Annotated in this window: 19 protein-coding genes; 13 read left to right on the top strand and 6 right to left on the bottom strand. The window is 64.2% G+C overall.

What is annotated here, in order from left to right; translation table 11 throughout:
* Both moeZ and C7T36_RS02475 read left to right on the top strand, forming a co-directional pair.
* The gene (gene moeZ / locus C7T36_RS02480; protein WP_045070524.1) at positions 1 to 1188 is read left to right on the top strand and encodes an adenylyltransferase/sulfurtransferase MoeZ; all 1188 of its coding nucleotides are present in this window, start codon (positions 1 to 3) and stop codon (positions 1186 to 1188) included.
* A gap of 47 nt (positions 1189 to 1235) precedes the next feature.
* Positions 1236 to 2090 carry a TIGR02569 family protein gene (locus C7T36_RS02475; RefSeq protein WP_033231496.1) on the top strand — a complete coding sequence of 285 codons (855 nt, stop codon included), beginning with the start codon at positions 1236 to 1238 and terminating at the stop codon, positions 2088 to 2090.
* A 9-nt stretch (positions 2091 to 2099) separates the two neighbouring features.
* On the opposite strand, the gene C7T36_RS02470 is transcribed toward C7T36_RS02475, so the two are convergent.
* Positions 2100 to 2765, bottom strand: coding sequence for a FadR/GntR family transcriptional regulator (locus C7T36_RS02470; protein WP_033231164.1), 666 nt, complete (start codon positions 2763 to 2765; stop codon positions 2100 to 2102).
* Between the two features lie 90 nt (positions 2766 to 2855).
* Here C7T36_RS02470 and C7T36_RS02465 point away from each other — a divergent pair, with 90 nt between their 5' ends.
* The 6 genes from C7T36_RS02465 to C7T36_RS02440 all read left to right on the top strand — a co-directional run bounded on the left by C7T36_RS02465 (position 2856) and on the right by C7T36_RS02440 (position 10463).
* Positions 2856 to 4085, top strand: coding sequence for an MFS transporter (locus C7T36_RS02465; RefSeq protein ID WP_045070522.1), 1230 nt, complete (start codon positions 2856 to 2858; stop codon positions 4083 to 4085).
* Between the two features lie 115 nt (positions 4086 to 4200).
* Positions 4201 to 5601, top strand: a complete 1401-nt coding sequence (locus C7T36_RS02460) for a nitrate/nitrite transporter (RefSeq protein ID WP_092801120.1) — start codon at positions 4201 to 4203, stop codon at positions 5599 to 5601.
* A 56-nt stretch (positions 5602 to 5657) separates the two neighbouring features.
* Positions 5658 to 8159 carry a nitrite reductase large subunit NirB gene (nirB, locus tag C7T36_RS02455; RefSeq protein ID WP_045070519.1) on the top strand — a complete coding sequence of 834 codons (2502 nt, stop codon included), beginning with the start codon at positions 5658 to 5660 and terminating at the stop codon, positions 8157 to 8159.
* Positions 8160 to 8249: 90 nt separating this feature from the next.
* Complete coding sequence (gene nirD / locus C7T36_RS02450; protein WP_033231161.1) at positions 8250 to 8645, top strand: nitrite reductase small subunit NirD; 396 nt, start codon at positions 8250 to 8252, stop codon at positions 8643 to 8645.
* Positions 8642 to 9781, top strand: coding sequence for a uroporphyrinogen-III synthase (locus C7T36_RS02445; RefSeq protein WP_033231160.1), 1140 nt, complete (start codon positions 8642 to 8644; stop codon positions 9779 to 9781). Before nirD ends, C7T36_RS02445 begins: the two co-directional genes overlap by 4 nt.
* A complete protein-coding gene (locus C7T36_RS02440; RefSeq protein ID WP_258190612.1) occupies positions 9756 to 10463 on the top strand; it encodes a sirohydrochlorin chelatase in 708 nt (235 codons plus the stop codon). Before C7T36_RS02445 ends, C7T36_RS02440 begins: the two co-directional genes overlap by 26 nt.
* A gap of 50 nt (positions 10464 to 10513) precedes the next feature.
* On the opposite strand, the gene C7T36_RS02435 is transcribed toward C7T36_RS02440, so the two are convergent.
* The 3 genes from C7T36_RS02435 to C7T36_RS02425 are packed head-to-tail and all read right to left on the bottom strand — an operon-like array spanning position 10514 to position 13357.
* Positions 10514 to 12256 carry an NTP transferase domain-containing protein gene (locus tag C7T36_RS02435; protein WP_045070516.1) on the bottom strand — a complete coding sequence of 581 codons (1743 nt, stop codon included), beginning with the start codon at positions 12254 to 12256 and terminating at the stop codon, positions 10514 to 10516.
* A gap of 14 nt (positions 12257 to 12270) precedes the next feature.
* The gene (locus C7T36_RS02430) at positions 12271 to 12570 is read right to left on the bottom strand and encodes an MGMT family protein (RefSeq protein WP_045070513.1); all 300 of its coding nucleotides are present in this window, start codon (positions 12568 to 12570) and stop codon (positions 12271 to 12273) included.
* Positions 12571 to 12580: 10 nt separating this feature from the next.
* The gene (locus C7T36_RS02425; protein WP_045070510.1) at positions 12581 to 13357 is read right to left on the bottom strand and encodes an alpha/beta fold hydrolase; all 777 of its coding nucleotides are present in this window, start codon (positions 13355 to 13357) and stop codon (positions 12581 to 12583) included.
* A 63-nt stretch (positions 13358 to 13420) separates the two neighbouring features.
* On the opposite strand from C7T36_RS02425, the gene C7T36_RS02420 reads away from it, so the two are divergent.
* Together C7T36_RS02420 and C7T36_RS02415 are read left to right on the top strand one after the other, a co-directional pair.
* Positions 13421 to 16780 (top strand): ATP-dependent DNA helicase, encoded by a 3360-nt coding sequence (locus C7T36_RS02420; protein ID WP_239654804.1) that lies wholly within the window; start codon positions 13421 to 13423, stop codon positions 16778 to 16780.
* Positions 16781 to 20155, top strand: a complete 3375-nt coding sequence (locus tag C7T36_RS02415; protein WP_045070507.1) for an ATP-dependent DNA helicase — start codon at positions 16781 to 16783, stop codon at positions 20153 to 20155.
* On the opposite strand, the gene C7T36_RS02410 is transcribed toward C7T36_RS02415, so the two are convergent.
* Positions 20152 to 20547, bottom strand: coding sequence for a membrane protein (locus C7T36_RS02410; protein WP_033231155.1), 396 nt, complete (start codon positions 20545 to 20547; stop codon positions 20152 to 20154). The genes C7T36_RS02415 and C7T36_RS02410 overlap by 4 nt on opposite strands.
* A gap of 80 nt (positions 20548 to 20627) precedes the next feature.
* Here C7T36_RS02410 and C7T36_RS02405 point away from each other — a divergent pair, with 80 nt between their 5' ends.
* A complete protein-coding gene (locus C7T36_RS02405) occupies positions 20628 to 21695 on the top strand; it encodes a TrkA family potassium uptake protein (protein WP_033231154.1) in 1068 nt (355 codons plus the stop codon).
* 42 nt (positions 21696 to 21737) lie between these two features.
* A complete protein-coding gene (nudC, locus tag C7T36_RS02400; protein ID WP_045070505.1) occupies positions 21738 to 22634 on the top strand; it encodes an NAD(+) diphosphatase in 897 nt (298 codons plus the stop codon).
* 4 nt (positions 22635 to 22638) lie between these two features.
* Here nudC and C7T36_RS02395 read toward each other — a convergent pair whose 3' ends face one another.
* Positions 22639 to 22896 carry a mycoredoxin gene (locus C7T36_RS02395; protein WP_033231152.1) on the bottom strand — a complete coding sequence of 86 codons (258 nt, stop codon included), beginning with the start codon at positions 22894 to 22896 and terminating at the stop codon, positions 22639 to 22641.
* A 102-nt stretch (positions 22897 to 22998) separates the two neighbouring features.
* Here C7T36_RS02395 and C7T36_RS02390 point away from each other — a divergent pair, with 102 nt between their 5' ends.
* Positions 22999 to 25122 carry an ATP-dependent DNA helicase UvrD2 gene (locus C7T36_RS02390; protein WP_033231151.1) on the top strand — a complete coding sequence of 708 codons (2124 nt, stop codon included), beginning with the start codon at positions 22999 to 23001 and terminating at the stop codon, positions 25120 to 25122.
* Positions 25123 to 25352 lie beyond the last annotated feature (230 nt).

Below are 25352 nucleotides of genomic sequence, written 5' to 3'. Positions count from 1 at the left end.
GTGTCCGCATCACCCGTCGTCCTGCCACCTCTGGTGGAGCCTGCCGCTGAGTTGAGCCGGGAAGAAGTCGCGAGGTACAGCCGGCATCTGATCATTCCGAACGTCGGGATGTCGGGTCAGAAGCGGCTCAAGAACGCGAAGGTCCTGTTCATCGGTGCCGGCGGACTCGGCTCGCCGGCATTGCTCTACCTCGCTGCGGCGGGAGTGGGAACGATCGGCATCGTCGATTTCGACGAAGTCGACATGTCGAACTTGCAACGGCAGGTCATTCACGGCCGCTCGGACGTCGGCCGCTCCAAGGCGGTCAGTGCGCGCGAGTCGATCCTCGAGATCAACGACCACGTCGACGTGCGCTTGCACGAGTTCCGCCTGGACAACTCCAACGCGGTCGAACTGTTCTCCGAGTACGACCTGATCCTCGACGGCACCGACAACTTCGCGACGCGGTACCTCGTCAACGATGCCGCCGTCATCGCCGGTAAGCCGTACGTGTGGGGTTCGATTTATCGCTTCGAAGGCCAGGTCTCCGTGTTCTGGGAAGACGCGCCGGGCGGTGTGGGCCTGAACTATCGGGACCTGTACCCCGAAGCTCCGCCGCCAGGCATGGTGCCGTCGTGTGCGGAGGGTGGTGTGCTCGGTGTCCTGCCGGCGACTGTGGGTTCGATCATGGCCACGGAGGCCGTGAAACTGATCACGGGAATCGGCGAACCGTTGCTCGGTCGCCTGATGATGTACGACGCGTTGTCGATGACATTCCGCACAATTCGGTTGCAACGTGACCCGTCGCGGGCGCCGGTGACGGAACTGATCGATTACGACGAGTTCTGCGGTGTGGTGTCCGAGGAGGCGAGCGCGGCAGTGGCGCAGTCGACGATCACGGCGCCGGAACTCGCGCAGCTGATCGAGAGCGGTCGCGAGTTGCAGCTCGTTGACGTGCGAGAACCCGTCGAGTGGGACATCATGCACCTGCCGGGGGCGGTTCTGATTCCGAAGGGCCGGATTGTCTCGGGTGAAGCGTTGGCGTCGTTGCCGCAGAACAAGCAGATAGTTCTGTACTGCAAAACCGGTATCCGGTCGGCTGAGGCGCTTGCCGTCCTCAAGAGCGCCGGGTTCGCGGATGCCGTTCATGTGCAGGGCGGCGCGGTCGCGTGGGCGAAACAGGTGGATACTTCTCTGCCGCTCTACTAGGCGTGCCTTGCACCCCGTAGCGGGTTCGCACCGGTAGCGTTGGGGTGGTGAGCACAGGCCAACCTCCCCAACACGTGTGCTCCACCTTCGGCCTCCGCGAAGTCGAGCCCATCCCACTCGGTGCGGATTGGGACGGCGGTTGGTTGTGTGGAGACGTCGTCCTTTCTGCCGTCGCGGATCATGCGCGCGCGGCCTGGTCGGCAAAAGTGCGTGAGAATCTCGAAGTCGACGGGGTGCGTTTGGCCCGTCCGGTCCGATCGACCGACGGCAGGTATGTCGTATCCGGTTGGCGCGCCGACACTTTCATCGTCGGAACACCTGAACCGCGGCACGACGAGGTTGTTTCCATGTCGTGCCGGCTCCACGCTGCTACGGCGTCGCTGGAGCGTCCGCGATTCCTGGCGCAGCCCCCGGTCCCACCGTGGGCGGAGGTCGACGTGTTTGTTGCCGCTGACCGCGCGGCCTGGGAAACGGTTCCGCTGAGAATTGCGAAGGGCGTCGAGCAGCTCGAGTCGCCGACTCCCGACGGGCGTAAGAGCCTCGAACTGATCGCGGGTCTGGCCACTCTCCGTAAACCGGTTCAGAGTCCTGATCAATTGGTGCACGGTGATCTGTTCGGCACCGTTCTGTTCTCGGGCAGCATGGCTCCCGGGATCACCGACATCACGCCGTACTGGCGACCGGCGGCCTGGGCCGCAGCTGTCGCGGTTGTCGACGCCATCTCGTGGGGCGGCGCCGACGAGGCACTGGTAGGCCGGTGGGAGGATCTGCCGGAGTGGCCGCAGATGCTGCTTCGAGCCGTGATGTTCCGGTTGGCTGTTCATGTTCTGCATCCCCGGTCGACGGCGGACGCGTTTCCCGGGCTGGCCCGAACCTCCGATATCGTCCGGTTGCTTCTCTAGCTCGCGTGGTCAGCCGAAGTCGGCGACCAGGCCTTCGAACAGATCACGCGCTGCATCCGATGCGGCCCGTGTATCGCCCGCGATGACCGCCGTCACGAGGTTCTGATGCCGGCTGTGGAATCCTTCTCCGGTGGCGTCGATGTGCTGATGGATCGTTGATTCGATGACGGGCAGCAGGGAGTCGTAGAACTCCAGGTACACCGCATTGTGGCTGGCTGCGACAATCGCGCGGTGCAGTGCCGCGTCGGCCACGGCGGCCGCTGTGGTGTCGTGACCCTCCCAGGTTGCTGCCCGGACCGCGAGTAGGCGTGTCAGTTCGGCGACGTCGTCATCGGTGCGCCGGGCGGCGGCGAGTGTCGCAGCGGTGATGTCGAGTGCTCGACGCAGTTCGAGTACGTCGCGCTCGTGCGCTCCGGCGAAGTAGTTGCCGAGGGTGCCACCGAGATCGGTGAGTGCCACAACGTATGTTCCCGAGCCCTGTCGGCGCTCGAGCATGCCCGCGTGCACGAGTGCTTGCACAGCCTCGCGCACGGTGTTCCGCCCGGTGCCGGTCAGTTCGGTCAGTTCGGGTTCGGTGGGAATCCTTGTTCCGACGGGCCACGTTCCGCTCCGTATTTCGTCGCGGAGTTGTTCGGTGACCTGTGAGATGAGGCTGGCGCGTCGAACTGGTTGCACGTGGTGTTCCTCGGTTTCCGGTAACTGATCGGTGGTGACGCTAGATTATCTCCCTTGTGTCATTTCGTCCGGTCATCCTATGATTTCTCGGTGACTGCTCAACTGGAGAGAACAGAACGCCGCCCGCTCGTCAAAGGCCGTGTGCTCGTATTCGCTGCCATCGCGATGTCTGCGCTCGTACTGCGACTTGCGGTGACGTCGTTCTCTCCGCTTGCGTCGCAGATCCAAGACGAGTTCGGTTTCTCCGGTTCGGTGGTCGGTGTCTTCGGGATGGTGCCGACGGCGATGTTCGCCGTCTTCGGTCTGCTCACGCCTGCCCTGGCCAAGCGCCTCGGCCTCGAACGCACCGCGTTGCTGGCCATGATCATGGCTGCCGTCGGAATGCTGTTGCGCGCCATGATGTCTCAGACGTGGTCGTTGCTGGCCCTTTCGGCTCTCGCGTTGGCGGGCATGGGTATCGGCAATGTCGTGATCCCGCCGTTGGTCAAGCGATACTTCTCCGATCGTCTTGCCACCATGAGTTCGGTCTACATCGTCGCCGTGCAGATCGGCACCATCGTTCCGGCATTTGTCGCGGTTCCCGTGGCCGACGCCTTCGGATGGCGGTTCTCCATCGGATGGTGGGCTGCATTCGGCTTTGCCGCGGCCGTACCGTGGCTGATCACCCTGGCACGCTCGCGGAAAGCCGAAGCCGAGACAGTTGTTGCACCGGCAGTCGACGCGAGTCGCCGCGGTCAGGTGTGGCGTTCACCCGTTGCGTGGGGGATGGCCGGCATGTTCGGTATGACCTCGCTGATCACGTACTCGATGTTCACCTGGATTCCGTCGATCCTCGCCGACGCCGGTGCCAGTGATGCCTTCGGTGGAACCATGGTCGGAGTCTTCTCGGTGATGGGTCTGGTCGCGGCTTTCGGTGCGCCGACGCTCTGCGCTCGTATCGCTAATCCGTTCCCCGTGGTGATCGTCTGTGCTGCTTGCTATCTGATCGGCTTTGCCGGCCTGTACTTCGCGCCGATGGCCGCGCCGATCGTCTGGGTTGTCGTTCTGGGTCTTGGTCCGAGTACGTTCCCGATGGCGCTGACGCTGATCAACCTCCGCACTCGTTCGCACGTCGGATCATCGGCATTGTCCGGCTTCACGCAGGGCATCGGTTACACAGTGGCGTGCCTCGGACCGTTGCTGTTCGGCGTGTTTCACGATGCGACGGATGGATATGCGGCACCCTTCGGACTGCTCGTCGTTGCCGTCGTCGTAGTGCTGGTCGGTGCATATCAGGCCTGCAAGCCGCGGATGCTCGAGGACTCCTGGCACGCCCGATAGTCCTCACATCAAGTCCTGTTACCGGGTGAGGATCAATTGACTTCTCGGTCACCGCGCGCAGCACCGGCGCAATAACCGTTTTCTACCTTTAGGTCTCCCACACATTCAGGAGGCCCTGGTGAGTCATTACATCGAGCATTGGGATGCAGAGGACGTCGACGCCTGGGAATCCGGCGGCAAGGACATCGCGAAGCGAAACCTGATCTGGTCAGTGGTAGCCGAACACGTCGGCTTCTCGATCTGGTCGATCTGGTCCGTCATGGTGTTGTTCATGCCCACTGATATCTACGGCATCGACGCGGCCGGAAAGTTCTTCCTCGTCGCGGTTCCCACCTTGGTGGGTTCCATCCTCCGCATTCCGTACACGGTTGCAACCGCGCGTTTCGGCGGTCGCAACTGGACCGTCATGAGTGCGCTGTTCCTTTTCATACCAACACTTCTCACGCTGTACCTGATGATGAACCCGGGTGCGTCGTACACCACGTTCATGTTGGTGGCGGCTACCGCAGGCATCGGCGGCGGTAACTTCGCGTCGTCGATGACCAACATCAACGCCTTCTACCCGCAGCGGCTCAAGGGATGGGCGCTCGGTCTCAACGCGGGCGGCGGCAACATCGGTGTTCCGATGATCCAGCTGATCGGCCTGTTGGTGATCGCCACCGTCGGTAACCGTGCGCCGTGGATCGTGTGCGCCATCTACCTCGTGTTCATCGCTGCTGCTGCCGTCGGTGCTGCACTGTTCATGGACAACCTGGGTAACCAGAAGTCTGACCTGCGCTCGATGGCCACGGCGCTGAAGTTCTCCGAGTCCTGGGTGATCAGCTTCCTGTACATCGGCACGTTCGGTTCGTTCATCGGATTCAGCTTCGCCTTTGGTCAGGTTCTGCAGATCAACTTCCTCGCCGGCGGTGCCACTCCGGCTGCGGCGGCGCTGCATGCAGCCCAGATCGCCTTCATCGGTCCTCTCCTCGGTTCGATCGCTCGCCCCCTCGGTGGCAAACTCGCCGACCGGATCGGCGGCGGAAAGATCACGATGTGGACGTTTGTCGGCATGGCCTTCGCGGCATCGGTCCTCGTGACGGCCGGAACGATGGACGACAACACCGCAGGCGTCGCAAGTGCCGGGATCATGGTGACGTTCGTTCTCGGATTCATCGCACTGTTCCTGCTCTCGGGCATCGGCAACGGATCGGTCTACAAGATGATCCCCGCGATCTTCGAGGCGAAGGCGCAGAGCTTCGACCACATGGATCGGGCGGAGAAGGCAACGTGGTCGCGCAGTATTTCCGGTGCTCTCATCGGATTTGCCGGTGCGGTAGGCGGTTTGGGCGGTGTCGGCATCAACCTGGTGCTGCGCGCGTCGTACACCAGCCCCGCGAAGTCGGCGACGATGGCGTTCTGGGTGTTCCTCGCCTTCTACATCGCCTGCATCGCAGTGACCTGGTTCGTCTTCCTGCGCAAGCCGTCCACGCTCACCACAGACGTCGACGACGCGAAGGTTGCGGTCACGGCATAACGCCCGGCTCGCAGAATCTCCAGAACTCTCTCGTTACATCAGGAAGTAGGCGCGTCATGAGCAAGTCGGTTGTTGTCATCGGACACGGAATGGTCGGACACCGCTTCGTCGAGGCGCTCCGTTCGCGCGACGAGGCAAACACTTGGTCGGTGACCGTACTCTGCGACGAGCAGTACGCAGCGTACGACCGAGTCGGGCTGTCCTCGTACGTCGGAGCCTGGGACCCCAAGGAATTGGCGCTGGCCGGCAACGATTACATCGGCGACAGCCTGGTCGACCTTCGAGTGGGGGAAGGCGCGCTCTCGATCGACAAAGATGCACGCACGGTCACGACAACCACCGGCGACACGCTCTCCTACGACGCACTGGTGATGGCGACGGGTTCATACCCATTTGTTCCGCCGGTACCCGGTCACGACACCGACGGATGCTTTGTCTACCGCACACTCGACGACCTGGACGGTATCCGCGCTGCCGCCGAGAAAGCCGGCAAGGGCGCAGTCGGTGTAGTGGTCGGCGGTGGTCTTCTCGGACTCGAGGCCGCAAATGCTCTCTCGCTCATGGGAATGACGGCACACGTCGTCGAGCACAATGCGCGTCTGATGCCGATGCAGGTCGACGAGGGCGGAGGCGCTCTGCTCGCTAGACTCGTCACCGAGTTGGGGCTCACCGTCCACACGGGTGTCGGAACGGCGGGAATCTCGCAGGCCGACAACGGAATTGTGGTCGAACTGTCCGACGGCTCCACCATCGACGCGTCGTTGCTGGTCTTCTCGGCCGGAGTTCGTCCGCGCGATCAGCTGGCTCGCGACGCCGGCATCGCAGTGGGTGAGCGCGGCGGAATCCTGACCGACCTCGGCTGTGTCACCTCGGATGAGAACATTTACGCCGTCGGTGAATGTGCTGCGGTGGAAGGCCGTTGCTACGGACTGGTCGCTCCCGGCTACACGACAGCCGAGATCGTGGCCGACCGTCTGCTCGGCGGCGCCGCAGATTTTCCGGGTGCCGACATGTCCACCAAGCTCAAGCTCATGGGTGTCGACGTCGCCAGCTTCGGTGACGCAATGGCCACCTCGCCCGGTGCTCTCGAAGTGGTCCTCAGCGATGCAGCCAAGGGAACCTACGCCAAGCTTGTCGTCTCGGACGACGCGAAGATCCTGCTCGGCGGAATTCTTGTGGGGGACGCGTCGGCGTACGCGTCACTGCGACCGCTGGTCGGTCGCGAACTGCCCGGTGACCCAGCGGCATTGATCTCGCCTGCCGGGGAGAAGCCGGGTGCGGGATCGCTGCCGGATGATGCCGAGGTGTGCTCGTGCAACGGCGTGACGAAGGGTGCCATCTGCGGCGCGATCGCGGCGGGCGCGTGCGACATCGCGTCTGTGAAGGCATGCACCAGCGCGGGAACCACCTGCGGCGGTTGCCTTCCGACTGTCAAGCAGTTGCTCGCCGATTCGGGCGTCGTGATGTCGAAGGCGCTCTGCGAGCACTTCGCGCAGTCACGCGCAGAGTTGTTCCAGATCGTGCAGTCGACGCAAACTCGAACCTTCTCGGCTCTGATTGCCAAGTACGGCAAGGGTTCCGGTTGCGATATCTGCAAGCCCGTCGTCGCGTCGATCCTGGCGTCCACGGATTCCGATCACATCCTGCACCGTCAGCAGGCGTCGTTGCAGGACACCAACGACCACTTCCTGGCCAACATTCAGAAGAACGGTACGTACTCGGTCGTACCGCGCATGCCCGGCGGCGAGGTCACGGGAGAACAGCTCATCGTGATCGGTGAGGTGGCGCGTGATTTCGGTCTGTACACCAAGGTGACCGGCGGCCAGCGCATCGACTTGTTCGGCGCTCGAGTCGAGCAGTTGCCGGCAATCTGGAAGCGCCTGGTCGATGCGGGAATGGAGTCGGGACAGGCGTACGGCAAGTCCCTGCGAACGGTCAAGAGTTGCGTCGGATCGAGCTGGTGCCGCTACGGCGTCCAGGACTCGGTAGGAATGGCCGTCGACCTCGAGAACCGCTACCGCGGTCTGCGATCGCCGCACAAGATCAAGTTCGGCGTCTCGGGATGTGCCCGCGAATGCGCCGAAGCCCGTGGCAAGGACGTCGGCGTCATCGCGACGGAGAACGGTTGGAATCTGTATGTGGGCGGCAACGGCGGACAGTCACCCAAGCATGCTCAGTTGCTCGCTGGTGGCCTCGACGACGTCACCCTGGTCAAGTACATCGACCGCTATCTCATGTTCTACATCCGCACGGCTGATCGACTTCAGCGCACCGCACCGTGGGTGGACTCGCTGGACGGCGGACTCGACCACCTCAAGTCGGTGATTTGCGAGGACAGCCTGGGTATCGGCGAGGAACTCGAGGCGCTGATGGCCAAGCATGTCGAGGGCTACCAGGACGAATGGGCCGGTGTGCTCGGTGATCCGGAGAAGTTGTCGCGGTTCGTGTCGTTTGTCAATGCGCCGGAAGAAGCCGACCCGACGGTCGTGTTCGACGAGACCGGAGTGCGCAAGGTTCCCGTATTGATGGGAATGCCGAGCATCCCTACGCGCCGGTAATCGCTGCGTAACCCGTGGGTAACACGGGGTCCGTACAAACTAATACAAGAACCCGTGCGGCGTTGTCGCCGGATCGACAGGAGGACTTCGATGAGTGTCATCGATGCGCAGATCGCCAAGCTGGATTCCGAACGACTGGAATGGACTTCGGCGTGCCCACTGAGTCACCTCATCCCTGGACGCGGGGTAGCAGTGCTGCTCCGCGGCGGTGAGCAGGTGGCGCTGTTCCTCCTCGAGGACGGCACCTTGCGTGCCGTCGGCAACTTCGATCCCTACGGACGTGCCTCGGTGATGTCACGCGGACTGGTTGGAGACCGTGACGGTGAGCCGATCGTGGTGTCGCCGTTGCTCAAGCAGGCGTTCTCGCTGGTCGACGGCCGGGCACTCGACGACGAATCGGTGTCGCTTCCGGTGTACGAGATCAGGGTCTGGGCCGGCGTGGTGCAGGTGCACAGCACTATTCGGGCTGTCGAATCCGTCTCGTGAATGACAACATGCCACTAGCGGGGTTCACGGTCGGGATCACGGCATCGCGCCGTGCCGATGAATTTGCGATGCTGCTGACTCGTCGGGGAGCAGAAGTGGTGCACGCTCCGGCTATTCGCATCATCCCACTCGCCGACGACCGTGAATTGGAGCGGGTGACGCAGCAGATCATCGCGAGTCCGCCCGAGGTGGTTGTTGCCACGACCGGTATCGGATTTCGTGGTTGGCTCGAAGCTGCGGACGGGTGGGGTGAGGCCGAGAATCTCTCCGCGGCACTGACTTCGGCACGTCTACTGGCCCGTGGGCCCAAGGCCAAAGGTGCGATTCGCGCAGCGGACCTGCGCGAAGAATGGTCTCCGGCCTCCGAATCGTCGGCTGAAGTACTCGAACACCTGCTTGCGGAGGGGGTTGCGGGAAAGGTCATTGCCGTCCAGTTGCACGGCGCCACTACGGAATGGGAACCGATCCCCGATTTCTGTCAGGTGCTGCGGGACGCGGGTGCCGAGGTCATCGCGGTGCCGGTCTACCGCTGGGAACCTCCGGAAGATCCGACTCTGCTCGACCGGATGATCGAGGCCATCGCGTCATCTGCAATTGATGCTGTCAGCTTCACGAGTGCACCGGCGGTGGCGTCGATCCTGATGCGGGCCGATACGACGGGGCGACTCGACAGCATTCTCGATGCCATGCGCGGACCGGTGACGGCAGTGTGCGTCGGACCGGTGACCTCCGCGCCGCTGGAGGCATTGCAGGTCCCGACCACAGCACCGGCCAGGGCTCGCCTTGGAGCCTTGGCGCGACACATTGTCGACGAACTTCCGCAGCGTGCCAACCGTATTCAGGCGGGTGACCACGAAATCAGTATCCGCGGTGGTTGCGTTGTCGTAGACGGTGAAGTCCGAGCAGTGTCGCCGGCCGGTATGTCTCTCATGCGATCTCTCGGAGCGAGGCCGGGGCACGTCGTCTCTCGTGCCGAACTGTTGGCCGCCCTTCCGGGCAGCGGCGACGACACACACGCCGTCGAAACCGCCGTCGCACGCCTGCGCGCGTGCCTCGGCGCTCCCAAAGCCGTTCAAACCGTTGTGAAACGAGGTTATCGTCTTGCACTCGATCCCACCGAATACGCAGAACTCTAGCGACGTCCTGGTTCTCGTAGCGCACGGCACACGAAGTGCGCGGGGCGTGGAAATGATTGCCGCACTGGCCGAAGCGGTCAGTACCAGGGTAGGTGCAACTCGGGTGGCCTTTGTCGACGTCCTGGGTCCGTCGCCGTCGGAGGTTCTCCGCGACATCCCCGGCCGGGCAATTCTCGTGCCCGCGTTCCTGGCGTCGGGATATCACGTTCACACCGATGTGCGACGCGAAGTGGAAGGCAGTGGGCACCAGGGCGTCACGGTCACGCCTGCGCTCGGTCCCGATCCCGCGTTGGCCAGTGTCCTGATGCGCCGATTGCGCGATGCCGGTTGGCGCAGCGGCGACGCGATAGTCCTTGCCGCAGCAGGATCTTCCGATTCGCGCGCGCTCCGCGATGTCGAGCGCGCCGCCCTGATGCTGGCGGAGCAGGCCGACACGCGAGTCGATATCGGGTATATCGCAACCGGAACACCCAAGGTGGTGGATGTTGTTGCAGCAGCCCGAGTTCGCGGCGCGCACCGCGTGTTCATCGCGTCATATCTTCTTGCACACGGATTGTTTCACGAACGTCTTGGTGCGGCAGGCGCTGACGGCGTCACCGAACCTCTCGGAGTAGATCCCGGTGTCGTGGACCTTGTGGTCGACCGGTATTCGGCGGCTCGCCGCGGCGTTGCGGTGATCTGAGGCTGCTCGGGACCAGTGCGCCGTCGACGTCGTACCAGGAATGGTGAGCCTTATCCCAGCAGAACGAGTTCGGCCACGACGTTGTCGGGTGCCGATGCGGGCACAAGCGCAAACGCTGCCTTGCCTATCAAGCCCGCCAGATGTGAGGTGCGAACCGAAGGGTCTGCGTGCCAGCGGCCGTCATCGGTCTGCGTGACCGGAAGTAGTCGCACGGCATCGGAACTGACCTCGGAGGCATTCGCGACCACTCCGAGCAACGGCGGCAACGGAGTTCGCCCGGTGAGCGCACTGACAATGGTGGGCAGCATTGTCAACAGTGTGGTCACTGCTGCATAAGGATTTCCGGGAAGGCCGAGCACCACCTTTCCGGTGGGCAGGACTGCCGTGATCTGTGAACCGCCCGGACGCGACGCGACCCTGCCGACAACAATGTGGGCACCGAGACGGTCAAGGGCAGAGCGCATTTCGTCGGCAGCGCCGCCGCCCGTCGCACCGACGATCACGATGAGATCGGCGCCGTCGTCAGCACCCAGAGTGGTCTCGAAACCATCTGCGGTATCGCGTAAATGGGTGTCGGAGATGCATGCCGCGCCGCATCGCCCGAGAAGAAGCGGGAGGATGCCGCCGATGGAATCGCGTGTCTGGCCTTCGCGCAGTGGCCCGTCTCGTCGGATTTCGTCGCCCGTTGTCACGACCCGCGCACGCACCGGGCCGCGAACCAGGCCTTCGACAACTTCACCGCTGGTGGCCGCGGAGACGAGTACCGGTGTCACCGGTGTACCTGCCGGTGCGATGGTGAAACCGACGGTCCAGTCTTCGCCCTGCGGCCGAGCGTCGTTGCGCTGCGGTGTGTTCGGCAACAGCGTCAGTAATGGGGGAGTGCCATCGGCGACCACGTGTTCGTCCCGGAATACTGCGCTTGCGCCGGTGGGAAGGTGTGCGCCCGTCGCGATGCGGATTGCTTCACCGTCTGCCAACTCGAGAGTGGCGTCGGCGCCGGCGACGCGGACTTCCCGGCGAATCCGCCAGGGGCCGTCACCTGCAACGGCATAGCCGTCCATCGCGGAGACAGGAGATGGCGGTAGATCACCCTGTGCAACAAGAGGTTCGGCGAGCGTCGCGCCGAAGCTTTCGGCCAGCACTGCTCGGCGGGGGCGCAGTGGTGTGAGCGACTCCAGAACCGCGGCGCGGGCCCCCGCGATTGTCAGTCGAGGTAGCTCCCGTGCCCGTTCGAGATCCTCGGGAGTGTCGCAATCGGCTGTGCCACTCACCTGGAGTGCCGAGAATCCTTGGGTCAGTAGCTTCTTCATCGGCTGATTGTCGAGACCGGCACTCTCCCGAAGTGTCGCGATGCGCTCACGTAGTTCATGGAATACCCAGGCGGACAACAGAAATTGCGTTCGGTTGTTCTCGTCGACCGCGCACGTCACTGGGCCCAGGTGTGACGTTGAGTCGATCAGGGAGTCGACGACCCCGCGACTGACGTGTGGCAGATCGGCTGCCAGGACGACCACTACTGCGTCGTCGGGTAGTTCAACGGCGTTCAATCCTGCCCAGAGTGCCGACACCGGCCCACCGCCGATTGGCGACTCCTGGGTTTGCACGACCCCGGTGTCGAGGTCGTCGCGATGCGGTCCGACCACCACCGTCGTGCCTAAATGTGCTGTTGCAGCGAGTGCAATGTCGAGCAGACGGTGACCGTGCACCACAAGTCCGGGTTTGTCGACACCACCCATCCGGGTGCCGCGTCCGCCGGCAAGTATCAGCGCACAGGTAGGCGGATGGGCGTTCATGCGTCCATGCTGCCTTACGGGAAGGTGTGCCGTGCGCGCGCCATGTCGATCCGGCCGTCCTTGATCGGCACGCCCTCCAATTCCAGCTTCGCAATCTGTCGATGCGCCAGGTGCGCTGCGGGTTTCCCGGATGCACCCAGAACCCGATGCCAGGGGAGATCCGAGGAGTCGGTACGCATGATCCACCCGACCGTGCGTGGGCTGGAAAGCCCTACAGCATCGGCAATATCGCCGTAGGTGGCGACACATCCGGCGGGTATGGACGCGACGAGTCGGCGGACCTCTTCGATCTGTTCGTCCGTGGTGGCGGCCATTGTCTGAGTCTCAGAGTAGTTTGCGGATCAGGGCCGCAACCTCGTCGGCGCGCACGTGCGGCACCATGTGGTCGCAGTCGAACTCGACGCGGGTGAGGTTCGGGCCGAGGTGCTCGGTGATTGCCGTGCGGAACTCGTCGGTGACGTACGGCGGTTGCACCTTCATGGCCTGGACGATCACCGTCGGCATGGAACTCGGTGGCAGTACCGGTGGCCGAGCGAGTTCTCCCCACGCTGTGACGACGGCGGGAGTGGAGAGTCGCCAGTTGACGCGTCCGTTGTCGAGGTGGATCAGATGCTCTTCGAATTCCTCGTCCAGTACCGCCGGGGGAACTTCTCCCCACGAGCCGTGAACCTTTTCCGAACGCGCCTCGGCTGCATCCGTGTAATCCGGTGAACCGATGGTGAGTTCGGCCACTCGGCCCATGAACTCCGGATCGAGTCCGATAGCAGGATCGAGCAATACCAATCCGCGGACGCGGTCCGGCGCAGTCGCCGCGAGATGCAGCGCCAGAGCGCCACCGAACGAGTGGGCAACGATCAGGACCGGGCCGGACGCATGCTCGTCCAGGGTATCGATCAGGCTGGCAACATGCGCCTCGATATTCCACGGGGGAGACCAGGTCGAGCGGCCGTGACCACGCAGATCGGGAGCGATCCAGCGAGCGTCGGGGAGCTGATTCTCGGCCATCGACTGCCACCGTCGGCCGTGGCCGGTCAGACCGTGCAACGAGAGTATCTCCGGCGCACCGGCCGGGCCGTACAGATAGGTGTGGAGTGCGGGCACAGGCCAATCTTGCCCGACGCGGGCGATGTGTGCCGTGTCGGTGCCCTCTGATGGAATGCCTGGGTGAGTGAGACGATTGTGGCGCCACCGCCGGCGCGCACCAAGAACACCATCCCGCGGGCGCGGTTGGTGCACCGGGCCGCGCCCTCACTCGTTCCGCGGAAGTGGGACGCCGCCGCTGCGCAATTGTTCGCGGAGCCCGCCGACGATCCGTTCATGCTGGCCTTCGGCGGTGAGCAGTGGAATCCCTGGCAGGTGCTCGGCGGTCCGGGAACCGGCAAGTCGTCACTACTGGTCGATCTGGCGGTTGCCAAGATTTCCGGCGGCGAAGACCCGGAATCCGTTCTGGTCCTCACACAGTCGCGTCGGGCGGCAACAGCGGTGCGCGAACAGATCACCGCGGGCCTGTTCGGGTTCGAACGCGAGCGTGGCCCGCAGGCAACTCGGGAACCGCTGGTCCGCACCGTGCACTCCTACGCGTTTGCGGTGCTGCGGTTGCAGGCAGCAGCGCACGGCAACGCTCCGCCGCGTTTGATCACCGGGGCCGAACAGGACGCGGTGTTGCGTGAGATGTTGCGCGGCGACATCGAGGACGGCGCGCGGTACTGGCCGGAGCGGCTGAGGCCGGCGCTGGCCATGAACGGGTTTGCCGTCGAACTGCGCGATCTGATGTTGCGCGCCAACGAACGCGGCCTCGGACCGGAAGATCTGATCAAGCTCGGCAAGCGTAAAGGCCGTCCGGAATGGGTGGCTGCCGGACGATTCGCCGAGGTGTACGAGCAGGGAGTTCTGTTGCGCGCGTCCGTGGGCGTCGAAGCCCCGGAGGCGACGGCGCCGGCACTTGATGCCGCCGAGTTGATCGGTGCTGCGCTCACCGCGTTTGCCACGGACCCCGAGTTGTTGCGATCCGAGCGCGCCCGCATCCGTCACCTCCTTGTCGATGATGCCCAACACTTGGATCCGCAAGCCGCGCAATTGGTTCGGCTGATCGGAACCGGAACGGCAACGACGGTGATCGCCGGCGACCCGGATCAGTCCGTGTTCGGATTCCGCGGGGCTGATTCCCGTTTCCTGCTCGACCTGGCGGACAAGGGCGACGAGCGGGCAGTCATCCTGCCCACTACGTACCGCAACAACGCCGACGTCGCGGCCATTGCGGCGAAGGTCGCCGCACGATTGCCCGGCAACCTCGCTCACCGGATTGCGGTACCCGCCGACCTGTCTGATGACAATCCCGCTCACGCGTCGGTGCGAGTCTTGGGCACCACAGCCAAGGAAGCGGCAGTGGTCGCGGACACCTTGCGGCGCGCGCACCTCCTCGACGGCATTGCGTGGTCCGACATGGCCGTCATCGTGCGTTCGGTTCCGCGAACCTTGGCTCCGCTTCGACGTGCCTTGCTGGCGGCAGGCGTCCCAGTCACCACCGCAGCCACCGAACTCCCACTTGCCCGTCAACACGGAGTGTCCGGGCTACTCCTGCTACTTCGGGCGCTCGGGCGAGACGGGTTCACCGGCGACGACGCCTTGGCGCTCATGTCCGGCCCCGTCGGCGGCGCCGAACCGGTGACACTGCGGCGGTTGCGGCGCGGTCTGCGCCGCATCGAACTTGCTTCGGGGAAGGATCGCGAGTCCGCAGAACTGTTGCGGCTCATCCTGATCGACGAAGACCGAGCGCAATCCAAGCGATTGACCGCAAAGCTGACCGACGTCGAATCTGCCGCGCTGAATCGAGTGCTGTCGGTATTGCGCAAAGCCCGCGTGCCGCTCGATCGTGGACTCGGCGTCGAGGAAGTCCTGTGGGCGGCGTGGCAGGCCACCGGGCTCGAACGCCGCTGGGCGGCCGCGTCGGCGCGCGGCGGTCCGATCGGCTCGCAGGCAGATCGCGACCTCGACGCAGTAGTTGCGCTGTTCGATGCCGCAGCCACTTACGTGGACCGCTTGCCGCGTTCGCAGCTCGCGGGTTTTGTCGACTACCTCACCAGTCAGGAGATCCCCACCGATTCGCGCTCGCGCTCGGTGATCGCGCCGGATGCGGTCACTGTTGTCAGTGCGCACGCAGCGGCCGGACGTGAGTGGGCTGTTGTCGCGGTGGCCGGTGTTCAGGAAGGGCTGTGGCCCAGCTTGCGGGCACGCGGTTCGCTCCTTCGGACGGAGGCGCTGATCGATTTGATCAACGGTGTGTCGGACGGCAGCGATTCCGCCGAAGAGCGGTTGTCGAGAACTGCGCCGCTGCTGGCCGAGGAGCGTCGACTCTTCCTGGTGGCATGTTCTCGCGCACGCCGCCGGTTGTTGGTGACAGCCGTCGAATCCGCCTCGGGTGATACCGATCTGGTGCCGTCACGATTTGTCGACGAGCTTCTGCGCGGCGATCAGTTCGATGACGACGGCGCAGGTGAACCGGCGGTGCCCGCTCCCGAACCCGGTGACACCCGGGTGTTGTCCTTGCCGGCGTTGGTCGCCCAATTGCGCAGTGTGGTCTGCGATCCGGACCTCGCCGCGGGCGATCCCGAGAAGCACGCGCGTGCAGCTCGTCAATTGGCGCGGCTGGCCGCAGCGGGAGTGCGCGGCGCGCACCCCGATCAGTGGTACGGCACCAGCTCGCCCAGCACTGTCGAACCGTTGTGGCAGCCGGAGGACGGCCCGGTGGCGCTCTCGCCGTCCACCATCGAGTTGCTCGAAACATGTCCGCTGCGTTGGGTGTTCGAACGTCATGGCGGTTCCGATGGCGACAACACCCATGCCATCGCGGGCACGCTCGTCCACACTCTCGTTCAGGCACTCGCCGGGCGTATACCACCGGATCAGGTCGAGAAGGCACTCGAAAATGCCTGGGAATCCATCGACTTGGGTTCGCAGTGGTACTCGCGCCGGGAACTCAATCGCACCCGCGAGATGCTGGCCACGTTCACGGCCTGGATGAGTTCCACCCGCGGCGAACTCACCGAAGTCGGTGTGGAGGTCGCGGTCGAGGGCATTCTCGAACCGCGCGAGGAGGGGGAGCCGGCCGTCAAGCTCCGCGGCCGCATCGATCGACTCGAGCGCGACACCGAGGGGCGTCCTGTCGTCATCGACGTGAAGACTGCGCGAAACCCGGTCAGCAACGACGCGGCGCAGTCCCATGCGCAATTGGCGGCCTATCAGGTGGCGGCAGCGGAAGGGGCGATAGCGGGCGAGCCTGCGACGCAACCCGGTGGGGCCCGGCTGGTATTCGTGGCGAAGTCCAACAAGAAAGACGGTGCGACGCAGCGTGTTCAGCCGCCGCTGACCGCCGAGGCCGTCGAGATGTGGCGTGATGTCATCCACAATGCCGCTGCCGCAACGCAGGGGCCGCAGTATCTGGCACGGGTCAACGACGGATGCCGCCACTGCCCGGTGCGGTCCAGTTGCCCCGCCCACGACGAAGGACGGCAGGTGAGTTCCTAGATGGCGTCCAAGGCGCGGCGACCCAAGATCAGCCCGGTCGATCTTGCGCTCGCTCTCGGCCAGCACCCGCCGACGCCGGAACAGGCCGCGGTCATCGCCGCACCACTGGGCCCGACGCTGGTTGTTGCCGGCGCCGGCGCCGGCAAGACCGAAACAATGGCTGCCCGCGTCGTCTGGTTGGTGGCCAACGGATTTGTCGACCCCGAGGCCGTGCTGGGTCTGACGTTTACCCGAAAAGCCGCGCAGCAGCTCACTACTCGCATTCGCAAGCGCCTTGCCCGGCTTGTCGGTTCCGATGTTCTGCGCGCCCTCGACCCCACCGGGGGAGTGCGTGCGCGGATACTGGCCGGCGAACCCGAGGTCAGCACGTATCACGCGTATGCGGGCCGGCTGTTGTCCGAACACGGGCTTCTTCTGCCTATCGAACCGTCGGCGACTCTGCTCTCGGAGACGGAACTGTGGCAGGTCGCGCACCGAGTTGTCAGCGGCTGGGACGGTGATCTCGATACCGACAAGAATCCGGGGTCGATCACCGAAACCGTTCTGGCACTGGCCGGTCAGCTGTCCGAGCATCTTGTGGACCCAGATCAACTGCGCGGTGCGCACGCGGAACTCGACGCGTTGATCCACACGTTGCCTGCCGGGCCGAAGCAGCGCGGCGGACCGAGCAAGGAACTGCTCGGATACCTCGAGGTCCAGCACAAGCGTGTCGAACTCCTGCCGCTGGTTGCGAGGTTGTCCGAGACGTTGCGGTGGGAAGGAGCCCTCGACTTCGGTAGTCAGATGTCTCTCTCGGCGCGCGTTGCTTCGGGGCACCCCGAAGTGGGAGAAGCAGAACGGAGTCGCTTCCGGGTGGTGCTCCTCGACGAGTATCAGGACACCGGTCACGCTCAGCGAGTGTTGCTGTCCTCGTTGTTCGGCGGCGGCACTGACGCCCGCCTGGCTTTGACAGCCGTCGGCGATCCGATGCAGTCCATCTACGGGTGGCGCGGCGCATCGGCAGCCAACCTCCCACGCTTTGCGACGGATTTCCCACTCGCGAACGGAAACCCGGCTCCGACCCTCGAATTGTTGACAAGCTGGCGCAATCCGCCGGAGGCACTCGAACTTGCCAATCTCTCGTCTGCGCCGCTTCGTCGACGCGGGGTTGCCGTCAGCACCTTGCGAGCCCGGCCTGGGGCAGTTGCCGGCGATGTCCGGCTCGCATTGTTGCCTGACGTCGAGCAGGAACGAGAGTGGGTGGCGCAGAAAATTGCCGAGCAGTACGACGCTGCGCGCGCCGATGATCGACCGCCGCCTACCGCAGCGGTGCTGATCCGTCGCAATGCCGACGCCGCGCCGCTGGCCGAAGCACTGCGAGCAGCCGGCTTGCCGGTCGAGGTGGTCGGCCTCGGTGGACTCCTGCACACCCCCGAAGTTGCCGACGTCATTGCGATGCTGCGGGTAGTAGCCGATCCGTTGGCGGGCAGCGCCGCGGTGCGCCTGCTGACGGGGGCGCGCTGGCAGATCGGTGCCAAGGACGTTGCCGCACTGTCGAAGCGATCTCGGGAGCTTGCGATTTCTGCGGGTTACGGTACGGCGGGTGCCGTCACCGATTCGGCTGCGTTGGCCGAGGCCGTGCAGGATTCACTGCCCGGTGAGCAGGCCGAGCAGGCGGGGCTGGTCGATGCGATATCGGATCCTGGTCCGGCCGAGAACTATTCGGCGCTCGGCTATGCGCGAATCGGCGCCGTGGCCGGTGAGCTGGCCTCGTTGCGTGAACGCATCGGACAACCGCTCACAGAATTGGTGGCAGAGGTCGAGCGGGTGCTCGGCATCGGAATCGAGGCCGGTGCACGGACGCGACTCGGTGTGCTTGGTACCGCAGGTCGTGAGCACCTCGACGCCTTTGCCGATGTTGTTGCCAACTACGCGACGCGTCCCACCGCCAATCTCACTGGGATGTTGTCGTTCTTCGCAGCCGCCGAACAGATCGAAAAAGGGCTGACGCCCGGCGAAGTGGAGGTGGCGCCGGATCGGGTCCAGATTCTGACGGTGCACTCCGCGAAGGGACTGGAATGGGAAGTTGTTGCCGTTCCGCACGTCAGCGACGGTGTGTTCCCGTCCTCGACGGCGTCCGGTTCGTGGCTGGGAGCGCTTGCAGAATTGCCGCCTTCGCTGCGTGGTGACCGTGCCGTCGACGCAGATTCGGCCGACGGTGTTCCCGTGCTCGACCTCGAGAATGTCTACAACCGCAAGGATCTGCAGAACGCGATCGACGCGCACAAGCAGGCTCTCGGAGATCGCCGACTCGACGAGGACAGGCGCCTGTTCTACGTTGCTCTCACGCGAACCGAACGGGCACTGTTTATTTCGGCGCACCACTGGGCCGAGTCGGGAGCCGAACCCAAAGGGCCGTCGGAGTTCCTGGCCGAACTGCACCAGACGGTTACCGAAACCGGGGACATCGGCGTTGTCGAGACCTGGGCGCCGGACCCCGAACCCGACACCGAGAATCCGTTGGCATCCACACCGAGAACTGCTCAGTGGCCACCGGATCCGCTCGGTTCACGGCGCGGCGCGGTGGAGGCCGGCGCAGCCGCTGTACTGGCAGAGCTGGCGAAGCCCACTGAAACCAACCCTGACGACGCTGAAGTCGACCCTGAAGACGACCCGGAGAATTGGGCGTCGGATGTGACGGTGCTCCTGGCAGAACGAGAGGCCCGCGCCAATGCTCGTGCCGAAGTGATTCTCCCGGCACAACTTTCGGTGACACAGTTGGTCGACCTCAAAGCTGATCCCGACGAACTCGCGGCTCGATTGCGTCGGCCTCTTCCGTATCCACCGAACCCGCTGGCCAGGCGAGGTACGGCATTCCATGCGTGGATCGAGCGACGCTTCGGCGCAACACGGTTGCTGGATCTCGACGAATTGCCGGGCGCCGCCGATACCGGAGCCGGCCCGGAAACCGATCTGATCAAACTGCAGGATGCGTTCCTGCGTTCTCCGTGGGCTAACCGCAGTCCCGTCGAGGTGGAGGTCCCGTTCGAAACCTCCATCGCCGGAACGGTTTTGCGCGGCCGAATCGACGCGGTGTTCGCGGACTCGGACGGCGGCTGGACGGTCATCGACTGGAAGACCGGAGCTGAACCGTCCGCCGCCAACGAAGATGCTGTGGTCATGCAGTTGGCCGCCTACCGCGTGGCGTGGGGCGAATTGATGTCCGCGCGCGCCCGCGCGTCGGGACGGAAGGAAGAGTTTCCACTGCGCAAGGTTCGCGCGGCATTCCACTACGTGCGGACCGGCCGCACCATCTCGCCCGAGAACCTGCCGGACGGTGAAGCGCTGGCGCACCTCATCCGCACGGCAGGAGCCCGCGAGGACAGCTCGAGCTAGCCGGCGTTACGACGCGCCTTGAGAGCTTCGGTCACCAAGGGGATTTGCACTGGAAGGCGCGCGATCGAACCGACCTTCTGCGCAGTGGACGTCTTGTTGCTGCGGCACCAGTCCACTGCCATCTGAATGTTGGCGGGGAACACCGCAACAAATAGCGCTGCTGCCAGACCGGCTCCCAATCGGCGAGTTTTCGGAATGGCCAGAGCGGCCCCGATTGCCAATTCTGCGACACCGGATACCTGGGTGTATGTACGGGCTTCGCCGGGGAGTTGGCGGGGGACGGTGCTGTCGAAGAACGATGGCGCAACAAAGTGCATGGTTCCCGCGCCGAGCAGTAGAGCGGAAAGTCGAAGTGCGGCGGCCTGGCTGGATGTCGAACTTTTCGAAGACATTGACCTACCCTGCCTTACAGAGCCTGTGCGTGCCACTACTGTGGTGCGTCTGCGTAGTTACTAGTGAGAGAGTTGCAAGTATGGCCGGAAAGCTCCGGGCGCGTTTTTCCAGGTCGGAATCATTGGCCGACCAGCCTGACTTCGCCCTTGTCGGGGTGCTGCGGATTCCGCAGCTGCAGACCAGTCCTGCCCGCGCTATCTACAAGCGCGTTCTGGTTGCGCTCGGCGCGCTCGCAGCCGCAGTGCTCATCGTGTACATCGATCGTGCGGGGTATCGGGACGCGCAGGACAACGAGCTCTCGCTTCTCGACTGCATCTACTACGCCACTGTGTCGCTCTCGACCACCGGCTACGGCGACATCACGCCGTTCACCCCGTCGGCTCGTCTGGTCAACGTTTTGTTGATCACGCCACTTCGTATCTTCTTCTTGATCGTGTTGGTCGGAACCACACTGTCAGCTCTGACCGAGAGTTCGCGTCAGGCGTTCAAAATTCAGCGTTGGAGGCAGCAAGTGCGTAATCACACCGTCGTCGTCGGATACGGCACCAAGGGGCGCACAGCAATTGAAGCCATGATCGGTGACGGTGTTTCCGCATCCGAGATCGTGGTCGTGGACACGGACCGGGCTGTGCTTGACGCCGCTGAGGCCAAGGGCCTGGTGACCGTATTCGGTTCGGCAACCAAGTCCGACGTGCTTCGTCTCGCCGGGGCGCAACGGGCAAATTCGATCATCGTCGCGACCAACCGCGACGACACAGCGGTGCTCGTGACGCTCACCGCCCGCGAGATTGCGCCGAAGGCAAGAATCGCCGCGGCTATCCGTGAGGCGGACAACGCGCATCTCCTGCGTCAGTCGGGTGCGGACTCCGTGGTCCTCTCATCGGAAACCGCAGGCCGACTCCTCGGCATCGCCACCACCACGCCAACCGTCGTCGAGATGATCGAAGATCTCCTGACACCCGAGGCTGGATTTGCGATCGCCGAGCGTGCTGTCGAACGTGACGAGGTCGGCGGATCACCGCGTCACCTGTCCGACATCGTGCTGGGCGTTGTTCGCGACGGGCGACTGGTCCGGGTCGGTTCACCGGAGGTCGACGCTGTCGAGGCAGACGATCGCCTGCTGTACATCCGTCGCGTTGTCAGCTGATAGCTGGAACCCGGTATTTCGGCGCCCAGTAATGTCGTCAGCGTGAACGACTTCCAGCTGACCGAAACGCCTCTGCTTTCCCGCTCGAGTGTCGGCCGCGCCGAGGAATTACGGTCCGACGCAGCCGCACTGACCGCGGGGTGGAGTGACGCGTCGCTCTTACGAGTCAACTCGCGCGGTCAGGTGAAGGTGTCCGACGGGCAGTTGGTGTTCGGCGAGGCCACCGACCTGGGTGCGGAACCTGTCCGCGGCGCAGTGTTTCTCGGAATTCGTGACAACAAGCATGTATGGGCTGTGCGCGTGTCACTCCTTGCCGGAGAACTGTCGGATCTGCGGATGTTGGGCGGAACGCTCGACGACGCGGACGCAGGTCTACTGACGGGCGCGATCGCCATTCTCAACTGGCACGACAGTGCCGGATTCAGCTCGATCGACGGGGCTCCGAGTGAGCCGACGATGTCCGGGTGGTCACGCATTTCGACGACCACCGGCCACGAAGAGTTCCCGCGCACCGACCCGGCAGTGATCTGCCTGGTGCACGACGGCGCAGATCGAGTACTGCTGGCTCGCCAGCCGACGTGGCCGCCGCGACGATTCTCGATCCTGGCAGGCTTCGTCGAAGCGGGGGAGTCACTCGAGACGTGTGTGGTGCGCGAGATCAAGGAAGAAGTGGGCGTCGACGTCCACAGCGTCCGGTATCTGGGCAGTCAGCCGTGGCCGTTCCCGCGTTCGGTGATGCTGGGATTCACGGCGATCGGCGACCCCGCCGATCCGCTGGTGTTCGCGGACGGCGAGATCGCCGAGGGAGCGTGGTTCACCAAGGAAGAGGTGCGATCTGCTCTCGAACTGGGGGACTGGGCGTCCGACGCCGACGCGCCGTTGCTCCTACCCGGTTCCATCTCGATTGCGCGAGGAATGCTCGAGAGCTGGGTCAAATAGAGCCCTACAGTCCGAGGGCCTGCTTCACCTGATTGAGCGACGGGTTGGTCGCGACACTTCCGTCGGCGTACTTCACCGTCGGGACGATGTGATTGCCGTCGTTGACGCTGCCGACAAATTCGGCTGCCGACGGATCGTTCTCGATGTCGATTTCGGTGTACTCGATGCCCGACGCGTTGAGCTGGGTCTTGAGGCGGCGGCAGTAGCCGCACCACGTGGTCGAGTAGATGGTGAGGGCAGGAGCTTTTTCGGAAGTAGTCACGGCGCATATAACACCACGAGTTCGGTTGTTGTTCCGTAACCGGCCGTGTTCGCTTGCCCACATACGCTCGGGCACGCGGCGGCGCTGTCGGTACGTCCTGCCATGATGGTGCTCATGCCTGCGGACACCGGACTGGACCCGGAACAATCAGCCGCCGTGCTCGCTCCACGCGGCCCGGTATGTGTACTCGCGGGTGCCGGAACAGGCAAGACACGCACGATTACCCGGCGAATCGCCCACCTGGTTGCCGACGGTCATGTGCAGGCCGGGCAGGTCCTGGCGGTCACGTTCACCGCGCGCGCAGCCGGTGAAATGCGCGGCCGACTGCGGGAGTTGGGTGTTGGTGGCAGCGGCCCCCAGGTACAGGCGCGCACGTTCCACGCTGCTGCGCTGCGGCAACTCAAGTACTTCTGGCCGCAGGTGATCGGCGATACCGAATGGCGTCTGCTGGATCGTAAGTTCGCTGTTGTCAGCAGCGCCGCAGCCCGGGTGGGTTTGCCGACCAGCACCGAAAGCGTGCGCGACCTCGCGAGTGAGATCGAGTGGTCCAAAGCGTCGCTGATCGCGCCGGAGGATTACCCGCGCACCATTGCCAAGTTCCGCCGGGAGGCACCGGCCGATCCGGCGAAGGTAGCGCAGGTTTACGCGGCGTACGAGGAATTGAAGGCGCGCGGCCAGGACGGCATGCTGCTCGATTTCGACGATCTTCTCCTGCACACCGCTGCGGCACTCGAGGAGCACTCGTCCGTGGCCGACGAGTTCCGTGAGCGCTACCGCTGTTTTGTCGTGGACGAATATCAGGACGTCACGCCGCTGCAGCAGCGGGTTCTCGACGCGTGGCTCGGCGACCGCGACGACCTCACGGTGGTCGGCGACGCCAACCAGACCATCTACTCGTTCACCGGAGCTACACCGAATTACCTGCTCGACTTCTCACGGAAGTTTCCCGAGGCAACAGTGGTCCGGCTCGAACGTGACTATCGCTCCACACCCGAGGTCGTCTCGCTGGCCAACCGGGTCATCGGCGCTGCCACCGGACGAATCGCCGGTACCCGATTGCAACTCATCGGACAACGCGCGCCGGGTCCCGAGCCCGAGTTCGCGGAGTTCAACGACGAACCGTCCGAGGCACTCGCGATAGCCCGGTCGGTGAAACGTCTGATCGCCGCAGGCACACCGGCGGCGGAGATCGCGATCCTGTACCGGATCAACGCGCAGTCCGAAGTGCACGAGCAGGCACTCACCAAGCTCGGCATCCCGTTCCAGGTGCGCGGCGGCGAGGGTTTCTTCACTCGTACCGAGGTTCGTCAGGCGGTGACGGCGCTGCGGCAGGCCGGCGGTCGTGACGACCTTCCTGAAGGGGCAGACAGCGGCTCAGGACTTCTCTCGCTGGTCCGCGCGGTACTGGCCCCACTCGGACTGACCAACGAGGAACCAGCCGGTACGCAGGCGCGCGAGCGCTGGGCGTCACTGACTGCGCTCGTTGCGCTCACCGAGGAGCAGTTGGTTCACGATCCCGAACTGACGCTGCCCGGACTCTTGCAGGAGCTGACGGCGCGTGCCGAAGCGCGGCACCCACCGACGGTCCAGGGCGTCACGTTGGCGTCGTTGCATGCAGCCAAGGGCCTCGAATGGGACGCCGTTTTCCTCGTGGGTCTCAACGACGGCACCCTCCCCATCCAGCACGTGCTCGGCGATTCCAACTCCGCGCCCGATGAGGCAGCGGTCGAAGAAGAGCGTCGACTCCTCTATGTCGGTGTTACGCGCGCCCGTGAGCATTTGCACTTGTCCTGGGCGTTGGCGCGCAACGAGGGCGGCCGGAAATCCCGACGCCGCTCACGGTTCCTGAACGGGTTGATCCCCGAGGACTCGCCGGCCTCACGAATTGCCGCGCCCGCGCAGTCTGGCAAGAAGCGTCAGCGTTGCCGTGTCTGCGGAAAACCGCTCATGGGAACGTCGGCCACGATGCTCGGTCGATGCGAGAATTGTCCTTCCAACATCGACGTCGAATTGCTCGAGAACCTGCGTGCGTGGCGTCTCGACAAGTCACGCGAGAAAAAGGTGCCTGCCTACGTCGTGTTCAGCGACAACACGCTGACTGCGATTGCCGAGCAACGGCCACAGGACGCTCGGGGCCTGGTTGCCATTAACGGAATCGGACCGAAGAAACTCGAAGACTACGGCGAAGACGTCCTCATTATTTGCAAAACTGCAGGTCAAAAATAGGTTGTGCAGTTTCCGAGAATTCTCTAGTCTGGTTTCCAGTGCTACGGGGAGACTCGTGCGCTGAAAATTATCCGGACCGATCAGAAATGGAGGTGGCAAAAATGACGAACATGATTTCGTACCCCGTGCGTGAACAGTTCGCTGTTGCCGCCGCCCAGCTGCACCCAGCAGCAATCAGGTCCGTGTCTCTAAGCCATCGAGAAAATCCTCGATAGGACACATCCGTTCAC

Source organism: Rhodococcus sp. AD45-ID (assembly GCF_003023755.1).
In the GTDB taxonomy this organism is placed as follows: domain Bacteria; phylum Actinomycetota; class Actinomycetes; order Mycobacteriales; family Mycobacteriaceae; genus Rhodococcus_F; species Rhodococcus_F globerula.
The sequence above is the reverse complement of the archived record's forward strand: the minus strand, read 5'-3'. Positions and strand labels throughout refer to the sequence as shown.